This is a genomic window from Aeromicrobium sp. UC242_57 (assembly GCF_044452305.1).
Lineage (GTDB): Bacteria > Actinomycetota > Actinomycetes > Propionibacteriales > Nocardioidaceae > Aeromicrobium.
The window spans coordinates 1536758-1551680 of the sequence record NZ_JBIOAM010000003.1; the positions used below are offsets into that span (position 1 = coordinate 1536758).

The following is a 14923-nucleotide window of genomic DNA, read 5'->3' on the forward strand; positions in this document are numbered from 1 at the left end:
GCTCGCCGTTGGTGCCGTGCCCCGACTCGATGCCGCCGATGCCGGCCAGCGTCGTCCAGCCGAGCTTGCAGCCCGGCTGCTCCGCCGCCATGCGCAACGACACCGAGCCGTACGCAGCCACCGCGACGCTGCTGACACCCGTCTGCTGCGAGACCTTGGCGATCCAGTCAGGCGCGACGCCCGCCGTCGTGGCCTGCTCCGTGACGGCCTTCGGGGTCGCTGCCTCGGCGGTCGGCTGCACGGGCGACATCGTGGTGGTGGGCACCGGCGCGGCCGCGAGCTCTGGGCGCGGACTGGACGGAACGCTCGCGAACGCCGCCGTCGCGGCCAAGAGCGCGACGCCGACCAGCGCAGCGATCACGCCGAGAAGGATTCCCGACGTGGACCGGCCGTCTCGCGCACGCTCAGCCAAAGCGGCCATTGACGTAGTCAGCCGTGCGCGAGTCCTGAGGATTGCCGAACATGGAACCAGTATCCCCATGCTCCACAATCACACCAGGGGTGCCCTGTGCCGCGAGGAAGAACGCGCACTGCGACGAGACCCGCGCAGCCTGCTGCATGTTGTGGGTCACGATCACGATCGTCACCTCCTGGGCGAGCTTCCAGCATCGTCTCCTCGATGACGCGGGTCGACGTGGGGTCCAGCGCCGAGCACGGCTCGTCCATCAGCAGGACGCGCGGCTTGATCGCGAGCGAGCGGGCGATGCACAGCCGCTGCTGCTGGCCGCCGGAGAGCCCGCCACCGGGGGCGTCGAGCCGGTCCTTGACCTCGTTCCACAGACCGCCCTTGGTCAGGCAGGACTCGACGAGCTCCTCACGAGCCGACTTGTCGATCTTCGTCCCCGTCAGCTTCAGACCGGCCAGGACGTTCTCCTGGATCGACATCGCCGGGAACGGGTTCGGCTTCTGGAACACCATGCCGATCGACCGTCGGGCATCGGTGAGCTTGCGCTCGGGGTCGTAGATGTCCTGCCCGTCGAGCCGACGCTGCCGGCGAGCGACGCTGACGGGATCGCTCGTGCATCCGGTTGAGGATGCGCAGGAACGTCGACTTGCCGCAGCCCGACGGGCCGATCAACGCCGTCACGGCGCCGGGCGGCATCGTCAACGAGACCCGGTCGAGCACCTTGTGGGTTCCGGACCAGGCCGAGATCTCGTTGGCCTTGATCTCGGCGAGGTGCGAGGCCGCTGCCGGCACGACCGGCAGCACGTCGGTGTGCGCGTCGTCCGGCGCAGCGGAGTGGTCGCGTTCGGGGGCGGTCACAGTCATGGGTCATGCCTTTCTGGAGTTCGGAGCACGCGCTGACCGGCTCCGCGTCCGGGTGGACGCGGAGCCGGCCGTGCAGTGCGGGGACGTGCATGCGCTACTTGGTGACCGTCAGCTTCACCACCGAGGACGACGAGCCGGCGTAGTCGCTGTTGCCGGTGAACGTCGCCTTGAGGTTGAGCTTGCCCTTCTTGGTCTGCTTGGCGATCGTGACGGTGGCGACACCGTTCTGACGGCACCCGATCCGACGACCTTCGAGCCGCTCTTGATCACGATGAGGCCGTTGGGCTTGACCGAGGCGCCGTTGATCGTGACCGTGACCTTGGCCTTGGTCGACTTCTTGACCTTGATCTTGGCCGGGCTCAGGGTGAACGACGTCTTGGTCGTCGCCTTCGAGACGTTGAGCGGCGTCGACGCGGTCGCGGCGCTGACGGTCGACGAACCGGCGAAGGAGGCGGTCAGCGTGTGAGCGCCGAGAGCAGTCGTCCCGGGAACCGTGTAGAAGCCGAAGCCGTTCTTCAGGGCGACGTTGACCGAAGCGCCGTTGTCGAGCTTGACCGCGACATTGCCGGTCGCCGACTCACCGTCGACCGTGGCCGAGACGACCGCGAGGCGGGTCGAGCCGTAGGCGCCGATGGGGTTCATCAGGCCGACCGTGACCTGCGAGGGCGTCTTGACCGAGACCGTCGCCGTCGACGACGACGGCTTGAACGCGAGCACGTCCGACGCCGTGAACGTCGAGGTGTAGGTGTGGTTCCCGGCGGGAGCCAGGACCGTCGTCGACGCCTTGCCGTTGACGACCTCGACCGGATCGCCGAGGACCGTGCTGCCCTGCTTGAACGTCACGGTGCCTTCGGGCGTGCTCGAGGCGTCGACCGTGGCCGACAGCCGAACCTTGTTGCCGTTGAGCGACTCGGCGACGAGCGTCGAGTCGGTCTCGACCTGCGAGGTCGTGACGAACGTCGACACGGCCTCCTGCAGGGGCTTGCCGCAGACGCCGCCGCCGGCGGCCTGCGTCGCGGCTGCTCGAAACCGGCGGCCTCGATGAGGGGCTTGCCGGCCGGGCTGCAGATGAAGCCGGTCTCGCCGAAGACTGCGGTGATCTTGGGGTTCGACAGGTCAGCCTGGCGGACCACGTTGTAGACCGCGCGGTAGGCCTTGAAGCCCTTCTCCAGCTTGATGCTGCTGGTCAGGCTCTTGGCGCGTGCCGTCGAGAACGGGGCGATCGCGTTCGGGTCGCTCTTGATGAGGGTCTCGTCGTGCTCCTGGCTCGTCGCCACGGTGCCCGCGAGCGTCACGGCGTTGCCGGAGTTGGCGGCCGTCAGCTGTGAGATGAAGAACGAGTACGTGCCCGATGTCGTCGGCGGGACGTACGGCTTGATGACACCGGGGGGTGCCGCCGAGCTGGCTCCAGTTGGTGACCGCGCCGCTGTAGATGCGGACCAGGTCGGCCGGGCTGATGGTCTCCGGGGCGTTGGACGGCACCGTCGCCGACACGGCGAGCTTCAGGCCGTCGACCGCGAACGGGTACTGCTGCAGCCCGGCGGAGATCTCGGCGGCGCTGAGCGTCGAGGAGGACCGCGCGAAGTTGACGTCGGCGTTGTTGCCGGTTCCGTACAGCTTGGACTTGCCGGAGCCCGATCCGTTGATCGTGGAGCGAGCGATCGCCGCACTGCCCGAGCGCAGGGTGACGGTGGCCGGGTCGCCAGCGGCCGCGAACGAGGCGATCTTGAAACCAGCCGTGCCGGCGTTGAATCCGGCCGCGCCGTCGGCGCCCTTGGCCAGGTAGTCGAGAGCGATCTCGATGGTGTCGGATCCCACGCCGACGAGGTCGCCTGATGCAGGCGTGAAGTTCGGGTCGTAAGCGGTGGCGGCCGCAGAGGCCGGTCCGGCCAGTCCTACGGTCAGTGCCGTGCCGGCGACAAGCGCCCCGGCCACGGCGAAGGAGACTCGCTGACGAATCATTCCTGGGTTCCTCTTCTCGTGTGTCTTGCCTCGTATGAGTGGGCCAGCGGATTGCTGCTTCCCACGAGCAACTTAGGGGTGCAGATGCGTCGTTCGCGGTGTTTGAGGTGAACGCCAAGTGACCATCGGAAGACGACTTGGATTCCCTGCAATCACAGGAGATTCGGCAGGAGGTACATCGTCAGGTCCGATGTCAGCCAGGCCAGGGCCACGACGATCGGCGCCGCGATGATCCAGGTGCGCACCAGGCCGAACCGGTGCCGGGACCAGATCGACCCGACCGTGACCAGAGCGAGTGCTCCGAGCGCCAACGCGAGCGACGGCATGACGGTCTTGTCACCGGCCATCGCTGTCTCGATCGTGCTGACCGTGTTGGGCCGACCGCCCGGCGCGAGATACGACTTGCCGACGAGCTCGGCGTCGACGTACACGACCTTGCTCGGGGACAGCGCACCCAGGCTTCCGCTCCCCTCGGACGTCACCATCGTGATCCGCGAGCCGGTGCCCGTCGGCGGGACGGGCATGGGATCCCCGCCCCGTCGCACCTTGCTGATCTTGTACGTCGACTCCCCCTGGCCCGTCGTGACCGTGAGGGTGCGACCGGTCGCATCGGTCAGCATCGCGGCCATGGGCTTGCCGAACGTCCGTGACTTGCCGTAGATGATCGACACGCCCGCCTGTCCGGGCAGGACCGTGTCGCGGCGGTGGCCCAGCCCGTTGATCAGCACGCCCGACGACGTGCCTTCTGAGACGACCTGCTCGTAGCCCAGCGAGGGGATCGAGAACAGTGCCACCGGTGACCCCGGTGCGATGACACCGCCGGTCGGTGCCGTGGCGCCGGCCACCTGGGTCCGGAAGTCGAGGTACAACCGCTCCTGTGCGCGCCCCTGCTCGATCCCGCTGAGGAACAGCAGCTGCGCCAAGAACCACATCAGGACGATCGCGAAGACCGTCAGCGACGTGCTGATGATCGACGTGGACTCCGCGAGGGTGACCGGCGACCGGTCTGCCCGCGGCAGGATAGGCCAGACCTGGGCCGGTTGGCTCGCCCGTCGCCGGCCGTTGAGCATCGCGGTCATCGGCGGGCTCGCACGATCGCGACGACGCGGGTGACGGGCCCGCCGAGACCGGCCAGCAGGGCCAGCCCGATCAGCAGCGGCAGCAGCATCGCCGCCGGCCGCGGCTGTCCGCCGAGGTCGGGCTGGTCTGCAACGTCTGGGTCACAGCAGGTCCGGCCGACACCTGCTCGTCCGGGACGACCTCATCAGCCGGTCCGGCCGCATCAGGCGTCGTGGTTCCCGGACCAGACTCAGCACCGGGGCCCTGCGTGCTGACCGGCGTGGCCGGCTCCTTCTGCTCGGCAATCAGCTTCGCGACGTCCTGCGCACGCTGGTACAGCGCGGCGGTGGCACCGCCCTTCGTGATGGGTACATACCCCTCGGGCAGTCTGCCGTTGCCCGATCCACGCACCTGGCCCTCGCTCGTGGCGATCTTGATGAACGACGACACGTTCTTGGCATCGGACTTGTCAAGCCCGGTCAGCTTGGCCGTCGTGTACACGATCATCGCGCCCGGATAGGCGTCCGGGTTCTCCCGCAGCGCCTTCATCGGCAGCGAGAACGCCGCCGTCTTCTTGCCGGGCTTGGCGACGCGGGCAGCTGCCTGGACGCTCGCATTGGTCGGCGCGATGAACGTGCGACCTTCCGCGCTCGTCACCTTCTCGGTCGGCGACATCGACGACTGCGTCTGCAGGCTGGCCGTGCGCAGTCCGTAGCGCTGCGCATCGCCCAGGCTGACGATGCCGAGCATGAACCGCGCGCCGACGCCCTGCCGGTCGATGCGGCCTACCTTGTACGGCTCGGCCGGATTGGGCCGTTCGCACTTGGTCTGCACGTTCGGCCAGGCATCGAGCACGGCCTCGGAGATCTTGCGCAACGTCGTGACGGGCGCCGCAAGCTGCCCGAAGTACGGTGCCGGGTTCTCGATGCGGCACTGCTGCTCCGACTTCGGCTCGAACTCGTCCAGCAGCGGGTACTCGCTGACCGGAAGGTCGATGCCCTTGTACGACGGGTTCACGACCATCCCCCACGGATCGGCCTTGCCCTTGATGAAGGCGCTGGCCTCGGGATCAGCCTTCAGGTACGCGGTCAGCGTCTCGATGACGTCCGACGACTCCGACAACGACAAGACCGTCGCGGCCGCCTCACGCGAGATCGAGTCCAGACCCGGGTTGAGTGCCGCGAACTCCGGATCTTGGTTCAACGACATCGGGTTCTTGGCGAGTCCAGGATGCTGCGCACCGAGACTTGAGCCTGTGTACGACTGGGTCAGCAGCTTGGCGATCAGGCGCGGATTGAGGTTCAGCTCGACCTGCTCGCCGGCATTGTTCGGCCGGTCGATGACGTACGCGATCGCGAAGCCCGTCAGCGCGGTGGGCGCGTAGCCGATCGGATCAGTCGTCGTCCTCTTGCGTGTTCCAGAGACGAATGCTGCGGGCACCTCACCGCTCTCGACGAGCTTGAACGCCGGGGTGTCGCCGACCGATGTGTGCTGGAACGTGAACCGTCCCTTGCGCAGGCAGTAAGCCGGTGCCCACTGCATCGTGGCCTGGCTCATGAGCTCTCGAGCCGTAGAAGTCGACCGGGGTGCGGTTGTCGATCACGTCGCAGACATTCGGCGGGAGGGCGAACGTCAACGGCACCGTGATGCGGTTGCGCCAGTTCGACTCGCTCCACCAGTACGTCGGCGAGACGGCGGCATCGACGCCCTCGTTGGCGAAGTTGCTCGAACCGGGCTCGAAGCGCCCCGTCCGTCGACATTCGCGGTCGGCGTCGACACAGCTCAGGCCCATGATGGGGATCGCCACGATCGAGCACGGCGTCTTGTCCGAGCATCCGAGCGACTCGTTCTCGACCGCCGACCGCACCTCGAAGCTGACCTGGCCCTTGCCGTCCTTGCCCGTGAAGGCAGCGACCTCCGCTGGCGGGAACGACGCCCCGACGGCAGCCTCTGGTGGCATCGTCTCCCCCGTGCACGCCGGATAGGTCTTGCCCGACGCGGCCACGAACGGCGTCAGGTGGGTCGAGAAGCCGCCGAAGTCATTGCACTCGGCGGGAATCGGATCGAGCCCTGACTTCTCTGCCCGGTCCTTGTCGGTCGCGTACAGGTCGTGGCGCCAGATCGCGTAGAACGGGTCAGTCGACTGCGACCGCTGCTGGCGGGTCGAGGTGAAGCACGTCTCTGGCCGGATCTGCTTGGCCGCAGGCAGCGAGGCGTCATCGACGCCACGACACTGCAGGATCAGCATGGGGTACTCCTGCTTGAGCCCGTTCTCGCCGAACGGGTCGGCAGCCCGTGCAGCGCTAGGCCGAGCGCCCGCCCACGTCACCTTGACGCGTTCGCGTCCTCGCAGGTTCTTGGTGTGGTCGACCTTCAACGTCACGTCACGCGAGTCGACGACCTGGTCTGCGCCGTCGGCGTCACGGAACTCTCGTGTCACGGTCTTGGTCTTGCTGAACGCGCCCTCGTCCGAGCCAGCAGCAGTGGCGGGGATGGCGACTCCAGCGACCACGCTGCCTCCCAACAAGGTCAGCGTCACGAGGGCGAACAGCCCACGACGGGCAAGGCGGTGCGTCATCAGAGTGCTCCTTGGCGCTTGCGCGCGCGTCGACGGAAGTAGACGGCGCCCACTCCGGGCGCCATGACGATGGCCAGCAGCTGGATGGCGGCCAGCGCGCCGAACACCTTGGTGTCACCTGCACGGCTCGACACCAGCTCGGTGGGGACGGCCTCTGACCCGACGCCTCCAGCGGCCACCTCACCGCCACCTGCGGCCGGCTGGCCCGTCTCCGGGTCGACCGTGCCCGGGTCGACCGCGGCGTCGCCGCCCGGGGCGCCGCCTCCAGCCGGAGTGTCTCCCCCGGCGGCGGGCTTGCCGCTGCCGCTCGCCTGGTCGACCGTCGTCGGTGCCGCGCCCGTGGCGTCGCCGCAGGGTCCGGCGCCGACCTTGTCGCACTTGGCCGGCTGCGGGGCGATCTCGGCCAGGTGGTTCTTGGACAAGTTGCCCTTCGTGAACGTGGGGTTGTTGCACTGCGTCACGTCGCGATTCGTGAAGTTGACCTTGGGATCAGCGGTCGACAGCTTCTTCAGCTGGGTGAATCCGGCCTGCACCAGGTTGAGCGGCAGCGGGGAGTAGCCGAGCTTGCCGGCGCTGTTCTGCCCTTGGCACAGCGAGTAGAACATGAAGTCGGTCAGCGTCTGCCGCTTCGCGGTCGTCATGCGCCGGTCTTCCTTGCCGGTCGGCAGCAGCATGTACGAGTACGACGACAGCGGGTACGCGCGCGGATCGGATGCGGTGTACACACCGTCCAAGATCGAGGTCAGGTAGTTCTGCGAGCTCTTGTCCTGGTTGATCTTGGCGCGGGTCAGCGCCACTGCCACGTTGTACTGGGTCGGCTCCACGAAGTAGCCGGCCTTGTTGAGCATCTTGACGACCGGGTAGCCCTTGTTGACGGGGTACGAGTACTCGACGTAGCCGATCGTGCCCTGGCCGGACTTCGCCGAGATCGAGTTCATGACCTGGTCCGAGCCCGATGCACCGATCATCTTGCTGCCCGGCTTCTTCGGGTAGTACGACGTCAGGCCCGAGCGGCCGAAGTACGACCGCCAGACGCTGGAGTGCATCTTGTCCATCCACGCCGTGAACTGCGCGGTCGTTCCCGAGCCGTCCGAACGCACGACCGGGACGATCGGCAACGACGGCAGCTTGCGCCCGTTGTTGTCCTTGGCGATCGCCGGATCGTTCCAGTTGGTGATCTTGTTGGTGAAGATCTTGGCGATCGTGTCACCTGACAGCCGCAGGTTCTCGACCTGCTTGCCGGCGACGTTGAGCTGGTACGTGAACGCCGTGCCTCCGGCGACGATCGGCATGTAGGCGTACTCGCGGGAGCCGGCGGTGTCGACGTTGCCGAACTCGTCCTTGCCCTGGTACGGGATCTCGGTGATGCCGAAGTCGGTGACGTTGTTGGCGAAGTCCTTGCGTCCCTGCGAGGAGCCTGCACCGTTGTAGGCGATCTTCATGCCGTTGTCGCTGACCTTCGCGATCCACTGCGACACGATTCCCTGGGACCAGGTAGACCCTGAGCCCTCGATCTGGGCGTAGGCCGCCGCACTGGCCGGGCGTGCGCCTGCCAGCAGGACGGCGACCGCCAGCGCGCCGATCAGGGCGCTCAGGACGAGGGGTTTGCGGGCGGAGGTGATCAACGGATGCCCTTTCGTGGACGGGCCAGGAGTCGGGCCATGATGAACAAGATGAGGACGATGCCGAGCAGGATCGCGGCGGCACCGTAGGCGCGCTCGATGAAGATCGGCTCGCCGCTTCGGACGGTGGAGAAGATGAACAGCGGCAGCGAGTTCATGACGCCGTCGGCTGGGTTGACGACCATGAAGCTCGCCGCACCGGATGTCAGCAAGACCGGCGATGTCTCGCCGATGCCTCGGGCCACGCCGAGGATCACGGCCGTGGCCAGTCCTGGTCGTGCTGTCGGCAGCACGATGTGCCACACCGTCGACCAGCGTGACGCCCCCAGGGCCAGGCTCGCCTCGCGCAGGTTGCTCGGCACGACACGCAGGACCACGTCGGCCGCCCGGGCGATGATCGGCAGCATCATCACGCCCAGCGCCAGCGCCGCGGCGAGACCCGACCGGGGAACACCGAGTCCCACGATCAGCGTCGTGTAGATGAACAGGCCCGCCACGATCGACGGCAGCGCCGTCATGGCTTCCACGACCGTCCGGACGATGCGGGCGAACTTGCCGCCGACCTCGGTCATGTAGACCGCGGTGCCGATGCCGAGCGGGATCGTGATGATGATCGCGATGCCGACCTGGATCAGCGAGCCGACGATCGCGTGCGCGACACCGCCCTTGGTCAACGGATCGCGCGGGCCGACGCCCGCCATGTCGTCGAAGAACGTGTTGAGGTGCATCAGCGGCTTCCAGCCCCGCGCGAAGATGAACAGCACCGTCGAGACCAGTGCGACGCCGACCAGCAGGGCGGCCAGGTTGATGACGGTCGTCACGATCCGGTCGGCGACCTCGGGCCAGCCGGAGTCGATCGCCGTGATGACGGCGATCAGCAGCAGCCCGACCACGACGGTCACGATCGTGAACACGATCGGCCCGTTCCAGGGCATGAGCCGCCCGCAGATCAGCCAGGCCATCGCCAAGGCGGCGACCCAGCAGCCGACGACCTCGAACTTCTGCTCCGCGGTCGACCGGCTGAGCAGTCGGCGCTGGTAGACCGGGATCGACTCAGTCGACGACGGTTCGGTGCGCACCGTCGTCGATCCTGCCGGGGCCGGCTGAGCTGTCGTGCCCGTCGGGATGATCGTGGTGGGCGCATCTTGTGTGTCGATGCTCATCAGGCGTCAGCTCCCTGTCCTGAACGGCTGCGCGCGACGACCATCGAGGCGAGCGTGTTGATGCCAAGCGTGATGAGGAACAGCACGAAGCCTGCCGCCAGAAGCGCCTGCAGCTGGGCGGCAGTAGCCTCGCCGAACCGTCCGGCGATCAACGCCGACACGGTGTTGGTGCCGACCTCGAGCGGGCGGAGCTTGATGTCGAAGGCCGGCGAGATGATCAGCAGCACCGCGATGGTCTCACCGAGCGCACGCCCCAGCCCCAGCATCGTCCCGCCGATGATGCCACCGCGGCCGAACGGCAGGACGACGCTCTTGACGACGCCCCAGTGGGTGGCACCGAGGGCGAAGGCCGCTTCGCGCTCTCCGGGCGGAGCCTGCGAGAACACCTGCTGCATCACGGCGCACGCCATCGGGATGACCATCATGGCGACCGCGATGCCGGCGATGAACGCCGAGGCGGTGTACCGGGTCTGCTCCCAGATGGCCGCATTCGGATCGGCATCGACCCGGAAGAACGGGATGAAGCCCAGGTGCATGTGCAGCCAGTGCGCCAGGCTGCTGGCGTGCGGGCTGATCAGGGTGAAGCCCCAGAGCCCGTAGATGATGCTCGGCACCGCGGCCATCAGGTCGACCAGCGACACGAACGTCGGACGGAGCTTCGCCGGGGCGTACTCGGCGATGTAGAGCGCCGTCAGCACCGACAACGGGAAGGCGATCAGCAGCGCCACGATGGCGACGGTGAACGTTCCGGTCAGGACGGCGGCGATGCCCAGCACATCGGCCTCGGGCTGCCACTGCTTCTCGGTGAAGAAGCTAGTCCGTAGTGGCCCAGCGTCGGCAGGAACGACATGGCCAGGAAGACGCCGATGCCGCCGGTGATGACCAGGACCACGGCCGCGACACAGCGGCTGATGACCAGGAACGCCCGGTCGGATCCGGTGGGGTTGCTGGCCAACTCACGCGGCTCGTCCAGGTCTGCGTCCGGGGGCCCGGAACGCAAGATCGTGCTCACAGAGGTTCTCTTCTCGCGCAGTCGGTGTTGCTTGACGCGAGAAATCTAGGGGCAGCGTGACGGCTTTCGGCCCCTTTGCGGTGAACGTGGAATGAACGCTGGGCGTACCTTCTGCAACGCACGGCGACGCCGGCGCGAACGAGCCTCTGCACTCGTTCGCGCCGGCGTCGCGGTCAGTCGTTCAGCCCAGCTGGCTGCAGCTTTGCGGCTCGGGCGGTGGCGGCACGTCCGCGGCAGCCGTCGCAGGGTTCTCGGCGGCCTTCGCCGCGTCGAGCGCCTGCTGCACGGCCTCGTTGGTGGCCTCGACGTCTTCGACGTCGTCCTCGATCGGTGCGTTGACGTCGACGCGGGTCTTGCTTCCGCCGCCGTCGACCGGGATCGAGCCGATCGTGCCGCCCAGCGTCCCGAGAGCCTTGGTCAGCTCGGCCGGGATGATCCACGTCGTGGCGTTGTCGCCCTCGGCGATCTTCGGCAGCATCTGCAGGTACTGGTACGACAGCAGCTTCTGGTCGGGGTTGCCGTCGTGGATGGCCTGGAAGACCGTCGTGATGGCCTGGGCCTCACCCTGGGCACGCAGGATCTGCGCCTGCCGGTCGGCCTGCGCCGTGAGGATCTGCGCCTGGCGCTGGCCCTCGGCGGTCAGGATGGCCGACTGCTTGTCGCCCTCGGCGGTCAGGATCGACGACTGGCGCTCGCCCTCGGCGGTCAGGATCGCGGCACGCTTGTTGCGCTCGGCACGCATCTGCTGCTCCATCGCGTCGATGATCGACGGCGGCGGGTCGATGCCCTTGCGCTCGACACGGTTGACGCGGATGCCCACTTGCCGGTCGCCGAGTCGAGCTCGCCGCGCAGACCCGAGTTGATCTGGTCGCGGCTCGTCAACGTCTGCTCCAGCGTCATGCCGCCGGTGATGTTGCGCAGCGTCGTCATCGTCAGCTGCTCGATGGCCTGGATGTAGTTGGCGATCTCGTAGGTCGCGTCGACCGGGTTGGTGACCTGGAAGTAGATCACGGTGTCGATCGAGACCACCAGGTTGTCCTCGGTGATGACCGGCTGGGGCGGGAACGACACGACCTGCTCACGCAGGTCGATGACGTAGCGCACCTTGTCGATGAACGGGACGACGATGTTGAGGCCGGCCGACAGGGTCGTGCGGTACTTGCCGAACCGTTCGACGATGCCAGAACGTGCCTGGGGCACGATCTTGACGGTCATCGCGACGATCATGATCGCCAGGACGGCGAGCAGGATCAGCACAATCAATGCTGCAGACATCAGTACTCCTTGGAGACTGGACGATGGATTGGCATGGGTCACGACAGCGGTGGCGCCGTCGATCTGGGTGACGACGACCTCGGTGCCGATGTCGTAGGCGTCATCGGGCAGAGCCGCTCGAGCCGACCACAGCTCGCCGCCGAGCTGCACCCGGCCGTTGGTGCCGGAGACGGGCTCCAAGACGACGGCCGTGCGGCCGACGAGGTTGCTGTGCCCCGTCTCGAGGGTGGGTCCGGCGCGGCAGCTTGGCGACCATCGACGGCCGCACCACGAGCAGCAGCAGCAGCGAGACGACCGCGAACACCGCGATCGCGAGCCAGGCCGGTCCGCCCAGCGCGGCGGTGAGAGCGGCCGCGAGCGCGCCGATCGCGAACATCAGCAGGACCAGGTCGAGGCTCAGCAGCTCGACCGCGGCGAGGATCACCGCAGCCCCGAGCCAGCTGGCCCATGCATGTTCCTGAATCCAGTCGATCATGTGCTGCTCCCTGGTGGTGTGGGTCTAGCGGCTGGTGTCTGCCCGGTGTCCGTATGCTGCCCGACGGGCTGCCCAGCGTCCACCTTCGTGGTCGAGGTGGATCCGCTGGCCGAAGGTCCGGCTGAGGTTGGCGGCGGTCATGGTCGACTCGATCGGGCCTTGCGCCACGACCTTGCCGTCGCGCAGCATCAGCACGTGGGTGAAACCGGCCGGGATCTCCTCGACGTGGTGCGAGACCATCACGAGCACCGGAGAGTCGTCGGCCTCCGAGAGCATCTGCAGGCTCGCGACCAGGTCTTCGCGCGCACCCAGGTCAAGCCCGGCAGCCGGCTCGTCGAGCAACAGCAGCTCAGGATCGGTCATCAGCGCACGGGCGATCAGCACCCGCTTGCGCTCGCCCTCGGACAACGTGCCGAACGTGCGTCCGGCGAGCCCGAGGATGCCCCGACTCGCCCATGATCTGCTCGGCGCGACGCACGTCCTGCTCGTCGTACGCCTCCTTCCACCGTCCTCTGACAGCGTGCGCAGCGGACAGCACCGCATTGGAGACCGACTCGGCCGGCGGGATGTGGTCGGCGACCGACGTGCTGGTGTGGCCGATGCGCGTGCGGACGTCGAAGACGTCGACCTCGCCGAGAACTTCGTCCAGGATGCGGACCGAGCCGCGCGTCGGGTGCATGAACGTGCCGATGATCCCGCATCAGCGTCGTCTTGCCCGCGCCATTGGGTCCCAGGACGACCCAGCGCTCGTCGTCGCCACGGTCCAGTCGACGTCGTCGAGCAGAATTTTGCCGGGACGCACCACACTCACCTTCGAGCTCGAAAGCAGCAGGCATGGGCCCTCCTCAGCGTGGTCGACGGCGTCGGTGTCAACCTATCGCGAGCCGCCACAGCGTCAGCGATAGCCTCGGATGCGATGACTGATCCCGTGCCCACGTTGCACTTCACCGACCCCACCGTGCTCGTGACCCTCACCGGTCCCGCACAAGAGCGGCGTGTCAACACGCCTGTTCACGGCCTTCGCGCCCTTCGGCGTCGAGGTCATCGACGTCGAGCAGCTCGTGGTGCGCGGCCGTCTCGTCCTGAGCGCCCTCGTGACGGTCCCCGACGACAAGGCGTCCTTCGAGGCCACGGCCGTCGCTGCGGCCGACGAGGTCGGCCTCGAGGTCACGATCGAGTACGGCACCGGCGACAACCGCCCGCGCCGGGTAGGACGGGCGCAAAGTCGTCGTGCTGGCGCTCCCCTGCGCCCCGGCGCGCTCGCGGCGCTGACGCAGCGGATCAAGGACGACGGCGGCAACATCGACCGCATCGTCCGGATGGCCCGCTACCCCGTGACCGCGATCCGCATGGAGGTCTCCGGCGCTGACCCCGACCTGCTGCAGTCCGACCTGGCCGCCGTGGCCTACGAGCAGGGCGTCGACGTCGCAGTGCAGGAGAACGGCATCCTGCGGCACGCCCAACGCCTCGTGGTCATGGACGTCGACTCGACGTTGATCCAGGGCGAGGTCATCGAGATGATCGCCGCACACGCTGGCTGCGAGGCCGAGGTCGCCCGGATCACCGAGGCCGCGATGCGCGGCGAGCTCGACTTCGGCGAGTCGTTGGCGGCTCGCGTGGCACTGCTCGAAGGCGTCGACGCCGCTGCGCTCGACTCGGTCTACGAGTCGTTGCTGTACGCCCCCGGTGCGCGCACCATGATCCGCACGCTCAAGCGTCTCGGCTACCGGTTCGCGCTCGTCAGCGGCGGCTTCACCCAGATCATCGAGAAGATCGCCGCCGAGCTCGGCATCGACTACTACGCGGCCAACGAGCTTGAGGTGAGCGACGGCTTGTTGACCGGACGCATCGTCGGCCGGGTCGTCGACCGGGCCGGCAAGGCCGAGGCGTTGCGGACCTTCGCGGCTGAGGCCCGCATCCCGATCAAGAACACCGTGGCGATCGGCGACGGCGCCAACGACCTCGACATGCTGGCCGCCTCGGGCCTCGGCATCGCCTTCAACGCCAAGCCGGTCGTGCGGGACCAGGCCCGCACGTCGGTCAACGTGCCCTATCTCGACGCCATCATCTACCTGCTCGGCATCACGCGCGAAGAGGTCGAAGCGGCCGACGCAGCCGACTAGCTCGCACCCAGCACCGAGTCGAGCAGCCCGGGGAACGCCCGGTCGAGCCGTCCTTGCGCAGGCTCAGGACTCGCCGACGACCCTCGGGCTCGTTGCGCACGATCCCGGCCTCGCGCAGCACCTTCATGAGGTGCGACTTGGTCGACTTCGGCAGGTCGGGGTTGGTCACGTAGCACTCGGCCATGCTGAGCGGTCCGTCCGCCAGCGACGGACGATGTCGAGGCGTGCCGGATCGCTCAACGCGAACAGCACGTCGGTCAGGGCCACGTCGTCGATGTCGGGGTGCGGGAGCCGTGTGATGACCGTCATGGTTCGAGAATACTCGAACCATCCCAATGATCGGGTAACGTCGTCAAAGTTCCACTTTTTTCGAACGTTATGACG

The 14923-nt window shown here is 67.6% G+C and carries 15 protein-coding genes and 3 pseudogenes; 2 read left to right on the top strand and 16 right to left on the bottom strand.

Annotation, left to right across the window (positions count from 1 at the left end; all coding sequences use genetic code 11):
* Positions 1-16 precede the first annotated feature (16 nt).
* Entirely contained in the window at positions 17-424 is a 408-nt protein-coding gene (locus ACHMWU_RS20275; protein WP_396046319.1) for a hypothetical protein, read from the top strand.
* Here the strand turns inward: ACHMWU_RS20275 and ACHMWU_RS20280 are convergent.
* The 14 genes and pseudogenes from ACHMWU_RS20280 to ACHMWU_RS20345 all read right to left on the bottom strand — a co-directional run bounded on the left by ACHMWU_RS20280 (position 405) and on the right by ACHMWU_RS20345 (position 13245).
* Positions 405-1270: pseudogene (locus ACHMWU_RS20280) on the bottom strand (phosphate ABC transporter ATP-binding protein). The gene ACHMWU_RS20275 and the pseudogene ACHMWU_RS20280 overlap by 20 nt on opposite strands.
* Positions 1271-1384: 114 nt before the next feature.
* Positions 1385-2236, bottom strand: coding sequence for an Ig-like domain repeat protein (locus ACHMWU_RS20285; RefSeq protein ID WP_396046321.1), 852 nt, complete (start codon positions 2234-2236; stop codon positions 1385-1387).
* A gap of 150 nt (positions 2237-2386) precedes the next feature.
* Positions 2387-3232: a substrate-binding domain-containing protein gene (locus ACHMWU_RS20290; protein ID WP_396046323.1), complete on the bottom strand. Its 846-nt coding sequence runs from the start codon at positions 3230-3232 to the stop codon at positions 2387-2389.
* Between the two features lie 152 nt (positions 3233-3384).
* Positions 3385-4311 carry a sortase domain-bontaining protein gene (locus tag ACHMWU_RS20295; RefSeq protein ID WP_396046325.1) on the bottom strand — a complete coding sequence of 309 codons (927 nt, stop codon included), beginning with the start codon at positions 4309-4311 and terminating at the stop codon, positions 3385-3387.
* A gap of 70 nt (positions 4312-4381) precedes the next feature.
* Positions 4382-5848, bottom strand: coding sequence for a hypothetical protein (locus tag ACHMWU_RS20300; protein WP_396046327.1), 1467 nt, complete (start codon positions 5846-5848; stop codon positions 4382-4384).
* A complete protein-coding gene (locus ACHMWU_RS20305) occupies positions 5733-6869 on the bottom strand; it encodes a hypothetical protein (protein WP_396046329.1) in 1137 nt (378 codons plus the stop codon). Before ACHMWU_RS20305 ends, ACHMWU_RS20300 begins: the two co-directional genes overlap by 116 nt.
* Entirely contained in the window at positions 6869-8494 is a 1626-nt protein-coding gene (locus tag ACHMWU_RS20310) for a substrate-binding domain-containing protein (protein WP_396046331.1), read from the bottom strand. Before ACHMWU_RS20310 ends, ACHMWU_RS20305 begins: the two co-directional genes overlap by 1 nt.
* Entirely contained in the window at positions 8491-9654 is a 1164-nt protein-coding gene (pstA, locus tag ACHMWU_RS20315; RefSeq protein ID WP_396046333.1) for a phosphate ABC transporter permease PstA, read from the bottom strand. The genes ACHMWU_RS20310 and pstA overlap by 4 nt, the downstream gene beginning before the upstream one ends.
* Positions 9654-10430 carry a phosphate ABC transporter permease subunit PstC gene (gene pstC / locus ACHMWU_RS20320; RefSeq protein WP_396046335.1) on the bottom strand — a complete coding sequence of 259 codons (777 nt, stop codon included), beginning with the start codon at positions 10428-10430 and terminating at the stop codon, positions 9654-9656. The genes pstA and pstC overlap by 1 nt, the downstream gene beginning before the upstream one ends.
* Positions 10406-10666 (bottom strand): hypothetical protein, encoded by a 261-nt coding sequence (locus ACHMWU_RS20325; protein WP_396046337.1) that lies wholly within the window; start codon positions 10664-10666, stop codon positions 10406-10408. The genes pstC and ACHMWU_RS20325 overlap by 25 nt, the downstream gene beginning before the upstream one ends.
* Positions 10667-10847: 181 nt before the next feature.
* Positions 10848-11408: an SPFH domain-containing protein gene (locus ACHMWU_RS20330; protein WP_396047038.1), complete on the bottom strand. Its 561-nt coding sequence runs from the start codon at positions 11406-11408 to the stop codon at positions 10848-10850.
* A gap of 9 nt (positions 11409-11417) precedes the next feature.
* Positions 11418-12142 (bottom strand): annotated as a pseudogene (locus ACHMWU_RS20335) (SPFH domain-containing protein); the annotation flags it as partial.
* Positions 12042-12416 carry a hypothetical protein gene (locus ACHMWU_RS20340; protein WP_396046339.1) on the bottom strand — a complete coding sequence of 125 codons (375 nt, stop codon included), beginning with the start codon at positions 12414-12416 and terminating at the stop codon, positions 12042-12044. The pseudogene ACHMWU_RS20335 and the gene ACHMWU_RS20340, both read right to left, overlap by 101 nt.
* A 24-nt stretch (positions 12417-12440) precedes the next feature.
* A pseudogene (locus tag ACHMWU_RS20345) lies at positions 12441-13245 on the bottom strand (ABC transporter ATP-binding protein).
* Between the two features lie 166 nt (positions 13246-13411).
* Between ACHMWU_RS20345 and serB the strand changes: the two are divergent.
* Positions 13412-14539, top strand: a complete 1128-nt coding sequence (gene serB / locus ACHMWU_RS20350; RefSeq protein ID WP_396046341.1) for a phosphoserine phosphatase SerB — start codon at positions 13412-13414, stop codon at positions 14537-14539.
* Here the strand turns inward: serB and ACHMWU_RS20355 are convergent.
* A complete protein-coding gene (locus tag ACHMWU_RS20355; protein WP_396046343.1) occupies positions 14499-14723 on the bottom strand; it encodes a hypothetical protein in 225 nt (74 codons plus the stop codon). The two genes, serB and ACHMWU_RS20355, sit on opposite strands and share 41 nt — an antisense overlap.
* The gene (locus tag ACHMWU_RS20360; RefSeq protein WP_396046345.1) at positions 14705-14848 is read right to left on the bottom strand and encodes a hypothetical protein; all 144 of its coding nucleotides are present in this window, start codon (positions 14846-14848) and stop codon (positions 14705-14707) included. Before ACHMWU_RS20360 ends, ACHMWU_RS20355 begins: the two co-directional genes overlap by 19 nt.
* Between the last annotated feature and the right edge of the window lie 75 nt (positions 14849-14923).